At 30.2% G+C, this 16741-nt stretch carries 13 protein-coding genes and 1 pseudogene; 13 read left to right on the forward strand and 1 reads right to left on the reverse strand.

Translation table 11 applies throughout. The annotated features are described in order from the left end of the window. Nucleotides 1-363 precede the first annotated feature (363 nt). The 12 genes and pseudogenes from OLM51_RS07960 to OLM51_RS08010 all read left to right on the forward strand — a co-directional run bounded on the left by OLM51_RS07960 (nucleotide 364) and on the right by OLM51_RS08010 (nucleotide 14593). A complete protein-coding gene (locus OLM51_RS07960) occupies nucleotides 364-789 on the forward strand; it encodes an adenylyltransferase/cytidyltransferase family protein (RefSeq protein ID WP_264553790.1) in 426 nt (141 codons plus the stop codon). Between the two features lie 13 nt (nucleotides 790-802). Further along, on the forward strand, nucleotides 803-1753 hold the full coding sequence (locus OLM51_RS07965) for a GDP-L-fucose synthase family protein (protein ID WP_264553791.1): 951 nt from the start codon (nucleotides 803-805) through the stop codon (nucleotides 1751-1753). A gap of 36 nt (nucleotides 1754-1789) precedes the next feature. Beyond that, nucleotides 1790-2902, forward strand: coding sequence for a GDP-mannose 4,6-dehydratase (gene gmd, locus OLM51_RS07970; protein WP_264553792.1), 1113 nt, complete (start codon nucleotides 1790-1792; stop codon nucleotides 2900-2902). Nucleotides 2903-3121: 219 nt separating this feature from the next. Next, nucleotides 3122-4486, forward strand: coding sequence for a lipopolysaccharide biosynthesis protein (locus OLM51_RS07975; RefSeq protein ID WP_264553793.1), 1365 nt, complete (start codon nucleotides 3122-3124; stop codon nucleotides 4484-4486). Between the two features lie 9 nt (nucleotides 4487-4495). Continuing rightward, on the forward strand, nucleotides 4496-5341 hold the full coding sequence (locus tag OLM51_RS07980) for a hypothetical protein (RefSeq protein WP_264553794.1): 846 nt from the start codon (nucleotides 4496-4498) through the stop codon (nucleotides 5339-5341). 58 nt (nucleotides 5342-5399) lie between these two features. Beyond that, nucleotides 5400-5864: pseudogene (locus OLM51_RS20455) on the forward strand (O-antigen ligase family protein); the annotation flags it as partial. A gap of 12 nt (nucleotides 5865-5876) precedes the next feature. Continuing rightward, a complete protein-coding gene (locus tag OLM51_RS07985) occupies nucleotides 5877-6770 on the forward strand; it encodes a glycosyltransferase family 2 protein (RefSeq protein WP_264553795.1) in 894 nt (297 codons plus the stop codon). 297 nt (nucleotides 6771-7067) lie between these two features. Beyond that, nucleotides 7068-7961, forward strand: a complete 894-nt coding sequence (locus OLM51_RS07990) for a glycosyltransferase (RefSeq protein ID WP_264553796.1) — start codon at nucleotides 7068-7070, stop codon at nucleotides 7959-7961. Nucleotide 7962: 1 nt separating this feature from the next. Beyond that, nucleotides 7963-9873: a WecB/TagA/CpsF family glycosyltransferase gene (locus OLM51_RS07995; protein ID WP_264553797.1), complete on the forward strand. Its 1911-nt coding sequence runs from the start codon at nucleotides 7963-7965 to the stop codon at nucleotides 9871-9873. Nucleotides 9874-9888: 15 nt separating this feature from the next. Continuing rightward, on the forward strand, nucleotides 9889-11307 hold the full coding sequence (locus OLM51_RS08000) for an undecaprenyl-phosphate glucose phosphotransferase (RefSeq protein WP_264553798.1): 1419 nt from the start codon (nucleotides 9889-9891) through the stop codon (nucleotides 11305-11307). A gap of 111 nt (nucleotides 11308-11418) precedes the next feature. Beyond that, entirely contained in the window at nucleotides 11419-12207 is a 789-nt protein-coding gene (locus OLM51_RS08005) for a polysaccharide biosynthesis/export family protein (RefSeq protein WP_264553799.1), read from the forward strand. 7 nt (nucleotides 12208-12214) lie between these two features. After that, nucleotides 12215-14593 (forward strand): GumC family protein, encoded by a 2379-nt coding sequence (locus OLM51_RS08010; RefSeq protein WP_264553800.1) that lies wholly within the window; start codon nucleotides 12215-12217, stop codon nucleotides 14591-14593. Nucleotides 14594-14663: 70 nt separating this feature from the next. On the opposite strand, the gene OLM51_RS08015 is transcribed toward OLM51_RS08010, so the two are convergent. Next, nucleotides 14664-15407 (reverse strand): tyrosine-protein phosphatase, encoded by a 744-nt coding sequence (locus OLM51_RS08015; RefSeq protein WP_264554280.1) that lies wholly within the window; start codon nucleotides 15405-15407, stop codon nucleotides 14664-14666. 129 nt (nucleotides 15408-15536) lie between these two features. On the opposite strand from OLM51_RS08015, the gene OLM51_RS08020 reads away from it, so the two are divergent. After that, complete coding sequence (locus tag OLM51_RS08020; RefSeq protein ID WP_264553801.1) at nucleotides 15537-16727, forward strand: DUF5009 domain-containing protein; 1191 nt, start codon at nucleotides 15537-15539, stop codon at nucleotides 16725-16727. The last annotated feature ends 14 nt before the right edge of the window (nucleotides 16728-16741 follow it).

Here is a 16741-nt window from a genome sequence, read left to right on the forward strand (position 1 = left end):
AGAAGTTATATGATGGGGTACTTTTGCAAAAAAAATGGAGAGTTAATCAATGTGTTTTTGGTTTAACTATTTGTTTTCTAGTGGTTTAAATGTTGTTTTCTGGCTACTGTGAGTTGGAGCAGCGAAGCTGTGTCATGGTTTTAAGACTTGATTTTTAGAACAAGATAATACGTTTTATAAATAACAACATAAGTCATTTCTTATTTTTTGGGTTTTTTTAAATATTCTGTTAGAATACTTTTGCACAAAAGTAAGAATCTGTAATCTTTTTCTTGAATTATTTGATATGTATTGATATTCAAATAATGTGAGTTGGAGTTGCGAAGCTGTATCTACAAATAACGAATTTACTTGTAAAGTGATATGAAAATAGGAATAACATTTAGCGCTTTTGATTTGCTTCATGCCGGACATATAAAAATGCTGGAAGAGGCAAAGGAGCAATGCGATTATTTAATTGTTGGATTGCAAATTGATCCGGCATTAGACAGACCTGAAAAAAATAGTCCGACGCAAACTGTTGTCGAAAGATACATTCAGCTTAAAGGCTGCAAGTTTGTTGATGAAATTATCCCTTATGCAACAGAAGTCGATCTTGAAGATATCTTAAAATCACACAAAATTGATGTGCGTATTCTTGGTGATGAATATCAGCATAAAAATTTTACCGGAAGATCGTATTGCGAAGAAAAGGGAATAAAGCTTTATTTTAATAAACGCGATCATCGTTTTTCCAGCAGTGGTTTGAGGAAAGAGGTAGCAGTTAGGGAATTAATCAAGGTACGCTAAAGTTTTCGAAATTATGAAGAAAGAAACAAAAATCTATATCGCTGGGCACAATGGGATGGTTGGAAGTGCAATTTGGAGAGCATTAACATCCAAAGGATATTGTAATTTAATAGGTCTTTCAAGTAAAGAATTAGATCTGAGAGATCAGCAAGCAGTTTACGATTTTATTAAGAATCAAAAACCAGAAGTTGTTATAGATGCTGCTGCCCGTGTTGGTGGAATTTTAGCGAATAATGATTATCCTTATCAATTTATAATGGAGAATATGCAGATTCAAAATAATTTGATAGATGCATCGCATCAATTTGGAGTAGAAAAATTTATTTTTTTAGGAAGTTCTTGTATCTATCCAAAGTTAGCTTCACAGCCTTTAAAAGAGAAATATTTACTTACTGACGAACTTGAACCAACAAACGAATGGTATGCTATAGCAAAAATTGCGGGAGTAAAATCTTGTCAAGCAATTAGAAAACAATTTGGGAAAGATTACGTAAGTCTTATGCCGACTAATTTGTATGGCAGTCACGATAATTTTGATTTAAGCTCATCTCATGTTTTGCCAGCAATGATTCGAAAATTTCACGATGCAAAACTAAAAAATAATGCTCCTGTTACCCTTTGGGGAAACGGAGAGCCTAAGCGCGAATTTTTGCATGTTGATGATATGGCTAATGCAACCATTTTTGCTATAGAGAATGTATTGCCAGATTATTTGTACAATGTGGGAACAGAAAAAGATTTAACTATAAAAGAATTATCAATACTTGTTCAAAACATAATAGGTCATAAAGGAGAAATAATATGGGACACAGATAAGCCTAATGGAACGCCAAGAAAATTACTAGATGTTTCAAAAATGCACAATCTGGGATGGAGACATACTATTGAGGTGGATAAAGGAATTGAACTAACATACAATTGGTTCTTGGAAAATACAGTGAATTTTAAAGAAGTGAAACTATAGTAAGCGGAGTTTGAAATTTGCAAATAATAATTTAATATGAAAATAGCATTTATTACAGGTATAACAGGACAAGACGGAGCTTATTTGAGCGAGTTTTTATTGAAAAAAGGCTATCAAGTACATGGTCTTAAAAGACGTTCATCATTACTTAATACCGATAGAATTGATCATTTGTATCAAGACCCACATATACATAACAGGAATTTTTTTCTGCACTATGGTGATATGACTGATAGTACCAATTTAATTAGGCTGATTAAAGAAATTCAACCTGATGAAATTTATAATTTGGCAGCAATGAGCCATGTCGCGGTATCTTTTGAAATGCCTGAATATACAGGAAATGCAGATGGTCTGGGGACACTTCGTATTCTTGATGCAGTACGCTTGTTAGGTTTAGAAAAAAAAGTTCGTATTTATCAGGCTTCTACTTCTGAATTATATGGAAAAGTGCAGGAAGTTCCACAATCTGAAACGACACCTTTTTATCCACGCTCTCCTTATGCTGTTGCGAAAATGTATGCATACTGGATAACGGTAAATTATAGAGAAGCATATGGAATGTTTGCTTGTAACGGAATATTGTTTAATCATGAATCTCCAATTCGTGGAGAAACTTTTGTAACTCGAAAAATTACCAGAGCGACGGCAAGAATAGGTTTGGGATTACAGGATAAATTGTATTTAGGGAATTTGGATGCCAGACGTGATTGGGGACATGCAAAAGATTATGTTCGAATGATGTGGATGATTTTACAGACAGAAAAACCTGAAGATTGGGTAATTGCTACAGGTAAAACTACAGCAGTCAGAGACTTTGTTCGAATGAGTTTTTCTGAAATAGGAGTTGAACTAGAATTCAGAGGAGAAGGCATTGATGAAAAAGGATATGTTAGATCTTGTAGTAATCCGGAGTTTCAAATAGAGATAGGTAAAGAAATATTAGCTGTTGATCCAAAGTATTTTAGGCCGACTGAAGTTGATCTACTAATTGGGGATCCAACAAGAGCAAAGACTAAATTGGGATGGGAATGTAAATATGATCTAAAAGATTTAGTGCAAGATATGATGAGAAATGATTTGGAATTGATGCAAAAAGATCAATACTTAAAAGAAGTTGGATATAAAACGTTGAACTATTTCGAATAGTATTGAAAGCACAGGTGAAAAGAAGTAAAAGTTAAGGCACTTAATATAATTTTAAGCTTCAGAGCGGACTAAAACGCTTTCCTGTTAAGTAAATTAATGTACCTAGTTTTTATACTGAAAATTAAAATCTTAAAATTTATTAATATCTAAGAAAAAACTAACAGTTCAGAACTAGTTTTATAGCTCGTTTTGCATAAAGTTGAAAATATTTAAATTGTAGTGATAAAGAAAATAAAACAAAAAATTTATTCTTTTTTTTCAAAGGGTCATAGTAGGACGGTTTTGGCAAAAAAGAATATCGCGATTTCTTTTTTTATTAAAGGAGGCAGTGTAATTATTGGATTATTATTGGTTCCCATGACTATAAATTACGTTAGTCCTATTCAATATGGCATTTGGTTAACAATTAGTTCTTTAATTGGTTGGATGAATTTTTTTGATATAGGAATGGGTAATGGTCTGCGAAATAAATTAACGGAGGCTTTAGCTTTAAATGAATATAGGCTTGCTAAAATATATATAAGCACAACCTATGCTTCTCTTCTAATAATTTCTTTTTGCTTATTTGTATTTTTTTGTTTTTTAAACCCTTATATTAATTGGCAAACTTTTCTAAATATACCTGAATCTGTAAAAGATGATATTTCATCAGTAGTTTTAATAATTTTTAGCTCTTTTTGCTTGCAATTTGTATTTCAATTGATCAACACAGTACTTACAGCAGTTCATAAACCTGCTATTGCTGGATTAATATTGTTGATTGGACAATTATGTGTTTTAATTACTATATATATAATGACAAAAACGATTCAAGGGAATCTTACGGTTTTAGTAATGGCCTTAACAATGAATCCTGTAATTGTACTATTATTGGCTAGTGTTTTTTTCTATAAAACTAAACTTAGAAATATTGCTCCGGCATTTTCCCATATTGATTTCAGCTATTCAAAAAAAATATTTAAAGTTGGAGGACATTTTTTTATTATTCAGATAGGGGCAATAGTATTACTCCAGACAGATAATATTATTTTATCAAAATTTGTGGGACCAGAATCTGTAACAAAATTTAATGTAGCCCTTAAATTGTTTTCGACCGTAATTATGCTTTTTTCAATTATCATGATTCCATATTGGAGTGCTTTTACCGACGCTAATGCAAAAAAAGATTACGAATGGATAAAAGCTAGTATGAGAAAAATAAGGCGAATATGGTTTTTGATTTCAATTGTTCTTATCCCTCTTATCTTGATGTCCTCAAATTTTATTTATAAGGTTTGGATAGGTAATTTAATCGAAATACCTTTTAGTTTGTCATTTTGGTTAGGATTGTATGTAATTGCATATATCTGTCTTAATCTAAATAGTTATTTTTTAAATGGTGTGGGAAAGATAAGATTACAATTATATCTCTACATAATTGTCTGCATCGTGAATATTCCTTTGTGTTGTTTCTTGGTAAAAAAAATAGGCGTGAATGGAATAGTAATTTCTAATTTATTAATGTTTATTGGAATGAATATAATTCTTTGGATTCAAACTAATAAAATTTTGGCGCATACAGATAAAAATGTATGGAGCAAATAAAAGAATATTGTGAAACTAATACATACAAAAGAAGGTTCTAGTTTAAAGCAGGAAAGGACCAAGCGATCAAATTTCCGTATCTTATTATTTGTTTATTTACAGCTTATAAACATTATTACTGGACCGGATGTTGTATTGAAGTTTTTAGGTTTTAAATATGACGATGTCAGTGAAATTGGGCTTGGGTGGTTTACAACTACAGTAAATTTTATGTTTGTTTTGCTATCGACATTAGTTCTTTTAAACAATAAAACTGCAAGCTATCAACTTATTTTGAAGGCAAAAAAAATCATTTTTATTTTGGTCTTAACTTTTGGTTCGAGTTTTTTAGTTCTAGACAATATGTTTAATCAATCTATTAATTTAATTTTTTTAACGATTGGTTATTTTATTAAAATCTGTAGTCTAATCATTTTGTTTGATAAATATGATATTGAATTTTCTATAATATTACTTAAAGTGCTTAAAGTGCTAATGGTGTTAATGTTATTATATTTAACGTTTTTTTTTACAAATGGATTCTCAACGACGTTAATAGGTCGATATCAAAGCATTTTTAACCAACCTAATACTTTAGGGCAATTCTCTTCTTTAACAATAGCGGTTTTATTTTCGAATAGATTGTACTTTTCTAAAAAAGATAAACATAGTAATGATAATTTCTCATTTTTCTTTTTTTTGTCAATTGGGATAGTATTTGTTTTCATTAGCCAAAGTTTTACAAACTTGTTATTGATTACATTAATCTTATTGATGTATTTTTTTTATTCTTTGAATAATAGAATAGTGCGTGTGTTATTGCTTGTTTCAATAGTTCTTTTTTCTTTTTTCTTTTTTCTTTTTTACAAATTCTAAAGATTTATCATTTTTATCATTTTCAAATTTAAATCTATCTTCTTCAAATTTTAATAGGGATTTAACCTTAACAGGAAGAACACAAATTTGGAGAGATGTTTTAGATAGGGTTCAATTTGAGGATAAAACAATATGGGGTTATGGTATTGGAGGTTTTTGGGGTAAAACTGGTGCGCCATCCTCTAAAATTGATAATACACTGTTTGCAGAAATAGGACAATCACATAATGGATTAGTAGATTTATATGTTCAATATGGATTAATAGGTGTTTCTTTCTTTGTGATTTTTTTGTTTAATATTTTGAACAAATTATCTAAAATGAAGTCTAATTTTTTACATATCATTTTTTTTAATTTCTTTTTTGTTTTGTTTCTTTTTAACAATTTAGTAGAGTCAAGCTACCTTCAGCCGAAAAATTTTTTAAATATCATTTTTGTTTTAATTAGTGTATCCATTCTTAATTCAGCATACTCACAAAGGTTGATGCAACGTGGATTAAAGAAGAATATTAATTTTTCTTAAAGATCAAATCTTATGATAAGTAAAAACATTACGATTGCTATATGCACTTATAATAGACCTTTATTATTAAAAAAATGTATTGAATCTGTTCTGATACAAAATACCGATTGTGAGTATGAAGTTATTGTTATTGATAATGATGCAAGAAAGACTGCTCAGGAAGTTGTCGAAAAATATAAACCAAAAGTGCAATATTATTTTCAACCGTTAAAAGGACTGTCTTATGCAAGAAATATGGCGGTATCAAATGCAAATGGTGAATTTCTTCTTTTTATCGATGATGATGAATATGCAGATCGGGATTGGTTAAACAATATGATCAATTGTCAGAAAAAATATTCAGCTGATGTTGTTTTAGGTAAAGTGATTTATGAAATTCCAGATCATTTTCCTTCATATATTAAAAACAGTTTGTTTTTTTTTAGAAAAAACAGAATTACTGGGGAAAATGCAGGTGTAAATGAAGGATATACGGGTAATACTTTAGTCCATAAAAAATTATTTAATTTAAGAACTCCAGCTTTTCTTGAGGAATTTAATAACACAGGAGGAGAAGATTCTGATTTTTTTAATTTTTTATTATCAAAGAAAGCAAAAATTATATTTTCAAGTGAAGCAGTTATTTACGAAACACAAGATGTTAAGAGATTAAAAATATCTTGGTTTTATAAAAGAGGCTATCGTTCAGGCTATAATTATTCAAGTCATCTTTTAAGAACTAATCATTTTTTTATTGGTTATATAAAACTGTTGTTTAGTGCTTTTGGAGGATTAGTTTTAAGCTTTCTGTTACTTTTTAGAACGGTTTTTAGTCCAGATAAATATTTTATTAAAATGTTGGCAAAATTAGGTAACCAATTAGGAAAAATTGGATACATGTGTCATTTTCAAATTAAAGACTATTAATAATTGTTTCGTATCCTGAATGTTAAAGCAGATTAGAAGACTTAATTTTTAAGAAGATATTTTGAATTTTTAACAATTAAAAATATTTTTTTATCTCTTTAGTAATATAAACTTTTTTAATAGTGGAATTTAAAATATCCTTCGTGAGAAAAGATAAATAATATTTGAATCAAACATTATCCTGATTCCTTATTATAAAGGTTGCATCCTTCCTAATTGACTAATATTTTAAAATTTTATAAGTGGCTTAATAGCGATTTATTTTTTAGAAAAAATTGAACAAAAAATAAACAACAAATGAATACTTTTTCACCAATAGTCCTTTTTACTTATAGACGTTTAGGGACTTTACAAAAAACAGTACAGTCTCTTCAAAAAAATTATCTGGCAGAGCAATCTGATCTTTACATTTTTTCGGATCAAGCTAAAACATATTCAGAAATTGAGGATGTAAATGCTGTTCGGAAATATGTACATTCTATAAATGGCTTTAAAACTGTTACAATATATGAAGCATCAATAAATAAAGGATTAGCAAATTCAATTATAGATGGTGTAAGTCAAATTTTAAAAAATCATGAGACAGTTATTGTATTGGAAGATGATCTCGTGAGTAGCCCAAATTTTTTGAATTTTATGAATGAAGCTCTTGATTTTTATAAGAAAGAACCCAAAGTATTTTCAATCGCAGGGTTTAGCATGCCAATTAAGGGTAAAACAGGATTTGATAATTATTTTACTCAAAGGTCAGGTTCAACAGGCTGGGCAACATGGCAAGATCGCTGGTCAAAAATAGATTGGGATGTTAGCGACTACAACGAATTTAAGAAAAATAGAAAATCAATACGTAATTTTAATAAGATGGGGTCAGACATGTCAAACATGCTGGATCGTCAGATGCAAGGAAAAATAAATTCATGGGCCATTCGTTGGTGTTATCATCAATTTAAATACGGATTGTTTTCTGTGTACTCATTTGTTTCAAAAATTGAGAATGTCGGTTTTACAAAAGATGCAAGCAATACAAAAGAAACATACAATAGATTTCAAACAATTCTAGATGATGGTAAAAAAACAAATTTCCTTTTTTCACCTGATATTCATTTAGATCCCAAAATAATAAAGCAATTCACTAAACCATTTTCTATTCTTTCAAGAATCAAGTATAAAGTAATTAATTTGTTTCAGTAAATTGAAAATTCTCATAATTCATACGCGCTACCAAATATTTGGAGGCGAAGATAGTGTTGTAGAACAAGAATTGAAACTATTAAAAAAACACCATAATGTTGAGGTTTTATATTTTCAAAATCATCAGGGATGGAGAGGAGCAGTACAATTTGTAGGTTCAATATGGAACATTTTTTCTGCTAAAATAGTTAGAGAAAAAATTATGAAATTTAAACCAGATTTAGTTCATATACATAATTGGCACTTTGCTTTAGGTCCGTTAGTGTTTAGAGAAATAAGCCATCTAAAAGTTCCAATTGTTCATACAATTCATAATTATCGTTTATTATGTCCTTCAGGCATTTTACTTAACAAAGGACAATTGTTTAATCATAGTTTAAATCAAAAATTTCCGTATACCGCAGTCTTTAAAAAGGTCTACCGTTCATCTTTTTTACAAACTTTTTGGCTTGCCTTTATTGTTTGGTTTCATAAAAAAATAGGTACGTGGTCAAAGACTGAAAAGTATTTGTGCCTGACTTCTTTTGCGGTTGAACTTTTTCAGAGATCTAAGTTTGACGTTACTATTGAAAAATTTATAGTTAAGCCAAATTTTGTAATAGCCGATCAAAACGTGTCGGAAGTTAAAAGAGGGCATCATTTTTTATTTGTTGGAAGATTGTCTGAGGAGAAAGGAGTAAAAATATTACTTGATGCTTTTAAAAATACATCTTTTGAATTGAAGATAGCAGGAGATGGTCCATTAAGACAGCTTGTATTAGATGCAGTTAAATATAATAATATTGAGTATTTAGGAAGTTTAGAAAATGAAGAAGTAAGAGTAGAACTAAAAAAAGCTCTCGCTCTTATTCTTCCATCAATATGTTATGAAGGAATGCCAATGACAATTATAGAGGCTTTTTCTTGTAATACACCTGTTATTACGTCAAATTTAGGAGCAATGAGTTCTATGGTTGATAATAATCTAAACGGTTTTCATTTTGAATATGGAAGGCCTGATAAATTAAGAGAAGCTATAGAAATATTTAAAAAATTACCATCGGAGGATAAAAAGAGAATGGAGAGTAATGCTTATCAAAATTATAAAGAGAAATATTCAGAAAACTCACAACTATCGTATTTCAACGATATCTATGTATCGATAATTAATAAAAAAAAGAAGAGAAAAGAAATGATTAATGAAATGTTAGTTGAGCCTTGTCTTGATTATATGATATTTAATGACGATTTGTCTAGTTGTTTTACAAATAAAAAAATATTAATAAGTACTATTAATCAATATTCCTATTGTATTGCAGAACTTGACTTAGCATTTAAAAAAGCGCTACAGGAATCTGATATTCTTTTACCAGATGGAGTTGGAATTGTAGCGGCGGTAAAATTATTGAACAACAAAAAGATTTCTAAAATTGCAGGAGCAGATCTTCATAAGTATCTATTGAATGACCTAAATAAGAAAAAAGGGAAATGCTTTTATTTGGGATCTTCTCAAGATACTCTTAATAGAATTACCAAGCAAGTATTTACCGAATTCCCTAGTATCAAAGTAGAGACTTTTTCGCCTCCGTTTAAAGATGAATTTTCAGACGATGATAATCAACAAATGATAAGTTTAATAAACAATTTTAAGCCTGATGTATTGTTTGTTGGGATGACAGCTCCAAAACAAGAAAAATGGGCTAATAGATTTAAGGAAACTGTAGATGCCAAAGTTATTTGTTCAATTGGAGCGGTATTCGATTTTTACGCAGGAACAGTTGCAAGACCCAATGAAATTTGGATAAATTTAGGATTAGAATGGTTTATTAGGTTAATTAAAGAACCAAAAAGGATGTGGAGAAGATATTTGTATTACGGACCACTATTTGTTTGGATGATTTTGATGAAAAAGATTAAAAGTGCTTTTAATTAGAAGTTTTTAAAGATTATGAAAATTTTACAAAAACTGTCGGATTATAGTTTTTCGCGATACTTCCAGATTTTATTTATTCTTCTGGATATGATTTTGTTAAATGCCGCAATTGTTATTTCGGTATTATTTAAGTTTGAAAGTTTTAATAGACTTTTTTTAAAGGAAACCCAAACAATATCTTTATTGGCTAATTTAATCTGGCTTGGGCTTCTATTGTATAAGGATTCTTACAGGATTATAAGAGTAGAAACTATCGAATCGATTCTAAAAAGAACGATGGAGAAGTTTGTTGTTCACGCAGCTATTGTAGCGCTTTTTGTTGTTTTTCTAAAGTATTCAGATATTTCCAGACTTCAGTTGCTTTATTTTTATGTGTTCTTCTTTTTATTGCTGATGATTTCACGTTCTTTTTCAATGATTGCTTTAAAATATATCAGAAGAAAGGGATACAATTTTAGAAACATTATTATTGTCGGAGCCAATGATAAAGGGAAAAGTATGCGCAAAACGCTTGCTAAAAACTTAACATACGGTTATCGTTTTTTAGGTTTCTTTGATGAAAAACAAAATGTTTCTGATTCTGTTTCCGGAAATATATTAGGAGGATTTGATGACATTCAAAGTTTTATTAGCAAACAACATGTAGATGAGATGTATGTTGCTCTGCATATCGATGATGTTGATATTATCAATAAGCTTATTCGTATATGCGAACATCATATGGTTCGAATCAAGTTTATTCCGGATTTTCAATTATACACGAAGTCCAGCAAGGTTGAAATCTCTTTTTATGACAATACACCTGTATTAATGTCCAGAAGAGAACCTCTGGAGAATACAGCAAATCGACTGTTGAAAAAGTTTTTTGATGTTTGTTTTTCAACAATGGTAATCTTTTTAGTATTTCCATGGCTATTTCCGATCATTATTGCAATTATAAAAATAGAATCGCGTGGGCCAGTATTTTTTAAACAAGAAAGATCCGGAAGAGATAACAAAGCATTTGCATGTTACAAGTTTAGAAGCATGTATGTAAATAATTCTTCAGATCGAATTCAGGCTCAAAAAGGAGATAGCCGTATTACCAGATTTGGAGCCTTTATGCGAAAAAACAGTATTGACGAATTGCCACAGTTTTTTAATGTGTTTCTGGGTAATATGTCAGTAGTAGGACCACGCCCGCATATGTTGTATCATACCAAAGAATATACAGAATTAATAAACAATTATTTAGTTCGTCACTATGCAAAACCTGGTATCACGGGTTGGGCTCAGGTTAATGGTTATCGCGGCGAAACCAAAAAACTTATGGATATGGAGAACAGGGTAGAGTTTGATATTTGGTATATAGAAAACTGGAGTTTACTATTAGATATCAAAATAATTCTTAAAACAGTCTTCAATATTTTTCAGGGAGAAAAAAATGCCTACTAGTTTTTCTCATTTCCTCATTTCCGAAATTAAAAACCTTTTAAAATGATTTAATAGTCTGTAAAACAATGTTTTGGTTTTACGGATACAATCCAGCTTTAAAATTTAAATCCAATGTACCACTTTATTTTTTTTATAAAAACATCATGTTTTTTAGCTTTCATGTTTTTGTTTTTTTCTTGTGCTTCAAAACAAAACGTAGTTTATTATCAGAATATTGATACTTTAAAAAATAGTCAAAATACAAATTCTTACGAAGTTAAAATTCAGCCTGATGATTTGTTAATGATCATTGTTTCTGCAGAAGATCAAGAAGCTGCATCTCCTTTTAATCTTAAGACTTATAGTCTCTCAAGCAATAATAGATTAGACATCGCTCGTGGTCAGGAAACAGTTCAGTCTTATCTTGTAGATCAAAATGGGGAAATCGATTTTCCTGTATTGGGAAAAATAAAAATTGGAGGATTAACCCGTACTAATGTCTTGCAATTATTGCAAACTAAAATTGGGGTCTATGTTAAAAATCCGATTATTAATCTTCGTATAACAAATTTTAAAATTTCATTACAAGGCGAGGTTAATTTACCTGGAACCTACCCGATTACATCAGAAAGAGTTACGTTGGTTGAGGCTTTAAGTATGGCAAAAGACTTAACGATTTATGGTAAACGAAATAATATTTTGATTATTAGAGAAGTCAATGGGGAGAAATCATTTAACAGGGTAGATATCACCAAATCAGATTTTATTAATTCACCATTTTATTATTTGGCTCAAAATGATGTGGTTTATGTTGAACCTAATAAAACAAGAGTAAATTCTTCGGCTGTAGGCCCAAATACTTCGGTAATTATATCGGCGGTTTCTATTTTAGTATCGCTTTCTGTTCTAATCTTTAAATAAAATGAAAATGAAAAAGCAAGATTTTTATAATGATGCTATTGATGATGAAATCGAAGAGATTAATATTAGAGAGCAATTAGATAAATATATAGTTCATTGGCGTTGGTTTTTGATAGCTATAATAATAGGCATAGGTTTAGCATTTTTGTATTTGCGTTATACCACACCTAGTTATGAAGCTTCAACATCTATTTTAGTTAAGGATGAGAAAAAAGGCGGGATGCTTTCTGAATTATCTGCTTTTGCTGATTTAGGTTTAGGAGGAGGAATGAAAAGCAATGTTGATAATGAAATTGAAATATTAAAATCCAGAACGTTAGCAGAAAGCACTATTAATAAACTAGATCTAAATATTTCTTTATTTGTTAAAGGAAATGTTATAGATCGGGATGTTTACGAAGTGAGTCCAATAAAAGTGATCTTTATAAACAAATCAGTTTTATTTAACGAATCTAAAATTACTTTAAATTGTAAACTTTTGACTCCACTTACATTTTCATTAGAGAGTGAAGAAGACGAGAAGGGAAAATTTGTTTTATCATCGCAGAAAGATTTTAAATACGGAGAGCGAATTAAAACAGAGATTGGAACCTTGGTTATTGAAAAAACAGCATTTTACGAAAAAAATCATACAGATCGATTTGAATCCATTCGTATTGTAATATCTCCATTAGATGATGTTACCGAAGCTTTTCGAAAAAAAATGAAAGTAGAACCTATAAATAAAACGAGTAGTGTTGTAAATATTTCTATATCTGATCCTGTTTCTAAAAAAGCAGAAGCTTTTTTGGACAATATGATTGAGATATACAATGAAAATGCTGCGGATGATAAAAATTCTATTTCTGAAACTACTTCAAAATTTATTGCAAATCGATTGTCATTAATTACTCAGGAACTTGATGGTGTGGAGCAAAATGTTGAAAGTTTTAAAAAAACAAATCAGCTAACAGATATTGATTCTGATGCTAAGCTTTTTACAGAGGGTTCAACAGAATATGACAAAAAAGGAGTAGAAACAGAAATTCAGTTGAATGTAGTCAATTCACTGTTGGATTTTATTAAAAAAAGCACTAATTCTGATTTATTGCCTACAAATATGATAGTAGATAAGGGAGATGCAAGTGGACTAATTTCTTCTTATAATCAATTGGTTTTGGATCGTAATAGAATTTTAAAATCAGCAACAGAAGAAAATCCGGCTGTTTTAAAATTAGATCAGCAGATAGGGGCATTAAAATCAAATGTTGCAGCTAGTTTGAGTCGTATGCAGGCAAATTTGCAGATTCAAAATCGGGATATTAAAAGTCAGGAACGTATTTTAAGCAACAAAATTGGAAAAATTCCTGTTCAGGAGCGCCAGTTTAGAGTAATTGCAAGACAGCAAAAGGTTAAAGAAGAATTGTATCTTTATTTATTGCAAAAAAGAGAAGAAACTGCTATTTCATTATCGGCAACAGAACCAAATGCCCGTGTTATTGATACTGCTAAAGCAGAAAAAAATCAGATTGCTCCAAAGGGAAAAATCATTTATTTGGCTGGAGTATTATTAGGTTTATTGGTTCCTTTTGGATTTATATATGTAGATGATTTATTCGATACAAAGATTAAGAGTAAATTAGATCTGGAAGGTAAAACGCAAATTCCTTTTATAGGAGATGTACCAACTTCTGATAATATTAAGGAATTAGTTAAGTCCGAAAGCCGAACCAGTTCTGCCGAAGCAATTCGTATTGTTAGAACCAATCTGGAGTTTATGCTAAACAAAGTTCCTGATGGTATTGCTAAAACCATTTTTGTAACCTCTACTTTTCCATCAGAAGGAAAGACTTTTGTATCAACAAATCTCGCAGCAACTTTCGCTTTGTCAGGAAAAAGAGTTTTGTTAATAGGAGCCGATATCAGAAACCCAAAGTTTGATGAGTATATCGATGTGCCTGGTTTAGGTTTAACTAATTATTTGTCATCGACAGATAAAAATATACAAGATTATATATTCAAGCATGAAGAGTACAAGAATTTTTATATTTTGCCATCAGGAGTAATTCCGCCAAATCCAGCAGAGTTATTGATGAGTAATAAAGTAGAAGAACTTTTTGCAGAACTTAAAAAAGAATATGATTATATTATAGTAGATACATCACCAATTAGTCTGGTTACAGATACTCTAATAATCGCTAAAAATGCAGACACCTTTGTATATGTAATGCGTGCGAATGTATTGGAAAAACGCATGTTATCTATAGCAAATAAGTATTATAAAGAAAAGAGACTGCCTAATATGTGTATCGTTCTCAATGACACTGATTGTACAAAAGGACATGGCTATGGCTATGGTGTGAAAGAGCCTGAGAAGTCTTGGTATAAAAAGATTATCTCAAAATAAAGAAAATCACTATAAATGAAAAAACGGTTCAATTTGAACCGTTTTTTTTATGCGTATTATTTATAATAAATTAAAATTTAAAGAATTGATTATTTGCTATAACTTCTTTTAAGATTGTAGTAGTTGGATTGTCTATTTTTACTTTTTGATGAAATGAATTAATATGGTTACTGTGGTGTACATCTGTTCCAACAAAATTATACATTCCATTTTTGAGAAGTTGTTCTGCAATTTTGGTTATTTCAGTGCCATAATAACCAACAATTGCAAGTAAGTTTAGTTGGAACAAACAGCCGGCTTTTTTTAATTTTTGATATTCACTAAAGTTTTTATGATAAAACAAATATCGTTCAGGATGTGCCAGAACCGGAATGTATCCTGCAACCTGCAACTCAAAAAGAATTTTATATAGTTGAACCGGAGCGTTCATATAAGACATTTCAACTAGTACATAATTATCTTTTAGAGTTAATAATTTTTCATCTTTAAAGTGATTTTCAAACCAGTCATCCATAAAATATTCAGCCGCCGCTCTAAAAGGAATTTTGTAATTATGGTCTTCTAACAAAAGTTTTGTTTCTGTTTGTTTTTCAATAATAATTCCAGGAGAATTATTCCAGATATAGTGGCTAATATGTGGGGTAGTAGTTATTTGTGAAACTCCAATTTCTTCTAAAGATTTTACAAGCTTCAAAGTGTCAGAAATTTTTCGCGCCCCATCATCTATTCCGGGAATGAGATGTGAATGAATATCGACATAATTTCCTCCCAGAAGATCTTTTAAGTATGGTTTTGATTTTAAAAATGATAACATGTTGCAAAAATAACGAATAGATAATAAAAGTTCTGTTTTCAAACGAGTCAATGTTAAATTTATTTTAGAAATAAAATTGGAGTTTCAACTATTATTTTATATTTGTTGGTGTCACTTATCCAATTATTTATGAAAATAAAAGAGAATTTATATAGTAAAAGAATTATTTCTATTGATGCTTTGCGCGGGATTACCATTTTTGTAATGATATTTGTAAATGAACTGGCGAGTGTTAAAAATGTCCCACAATGGATGAAACATATGCCAGCTGATGCCGATGCGATGACTTTTGTAGATTTAGTTTTTCCATCTTTTTTATTTATTGTCGGAATGTCTATCCCATTTGCTTTTAATGCTAGATTGTTAAAAGGAGATAGCCCAAAAACAATTTGGACACATACTTTAAAAAGAGCATTAGCTTTAGTTGTTATTGGAGTTTTTATGGTTAATGCAGAGTATGGATATGATGCTTCAAAAATGCTGATTGCACCAGCATTCTGGGGGCTTTTGGCCTATGCAATGCCAATTCCGATCTGGAATAAATATCCGAAAGATTTTCCCGTTTGGATAAAGTGGACACTGCAATACGGTGCTATTTTGGTTTTAATACTGCTTTATTTTGTGTACATTCAGGATACTGGCGAAAGAGGAATGACGCCAAAATGGTGGGGAATTCTGGGTTTAATTGGCTGGGCATATTTTTTTACAGTGGTTTACTATTGGTTAGTTTCAGGAAAATTATGGGCAATGATTGCTTTTCTGGTTTTCTGTGTAGTTATGAATTCTTTAAATCTTACTGAAAATTCATTTGTTCGAAATATTTCCTGGCTTAGTTTTATAGCGGGGCATCTTACACATGCTGCTTTAGCCTCCGCAGGAATAATAATTTCGTTATTATTTTTTGACCGAAAAATAGAAAGCAAAATCAATTGGCCAGTTATTGGTTTCATTATTTTGTTTTTTGCTGTTGGATTTTTTCTTCGACCATATTTCGGAATCTCAAAAATACACGGAACTCCATCCTGGACAATGTTGTCGGCAGGAATTTGCACAATTTTGTTTTACTTTTTGTATTGGTTAATGGAGATTAAAAAACAAACAAAATGGAGTGAGTTTTTCATGCCCGCCGCTGCAAACCCTTTATTGATTTATATTTTACCTGGTGTTATTTACTATTTCAATTTGGCTTTTAATATTCATATCATTCCCGATTATTTCCGCGAAGGAGTTCCGGGAATTATTTGGTCGCTGGTATTTTCAACCATTATGCTTTTGGTAATGAAAATTTGTAACAGATTTAAAATTCAGCTGCATTTATAGAAAAAAGTTTCAGG

The organism is Flavobacterium sp. N2038 (assembly GCF_025947185.1).
Classification (GTDB): domain Bacteria; phylum Bacteroidota; class Bacteroidia; order Flavobacteriales; family Flavobacteriaceae; genus Flavobacterium.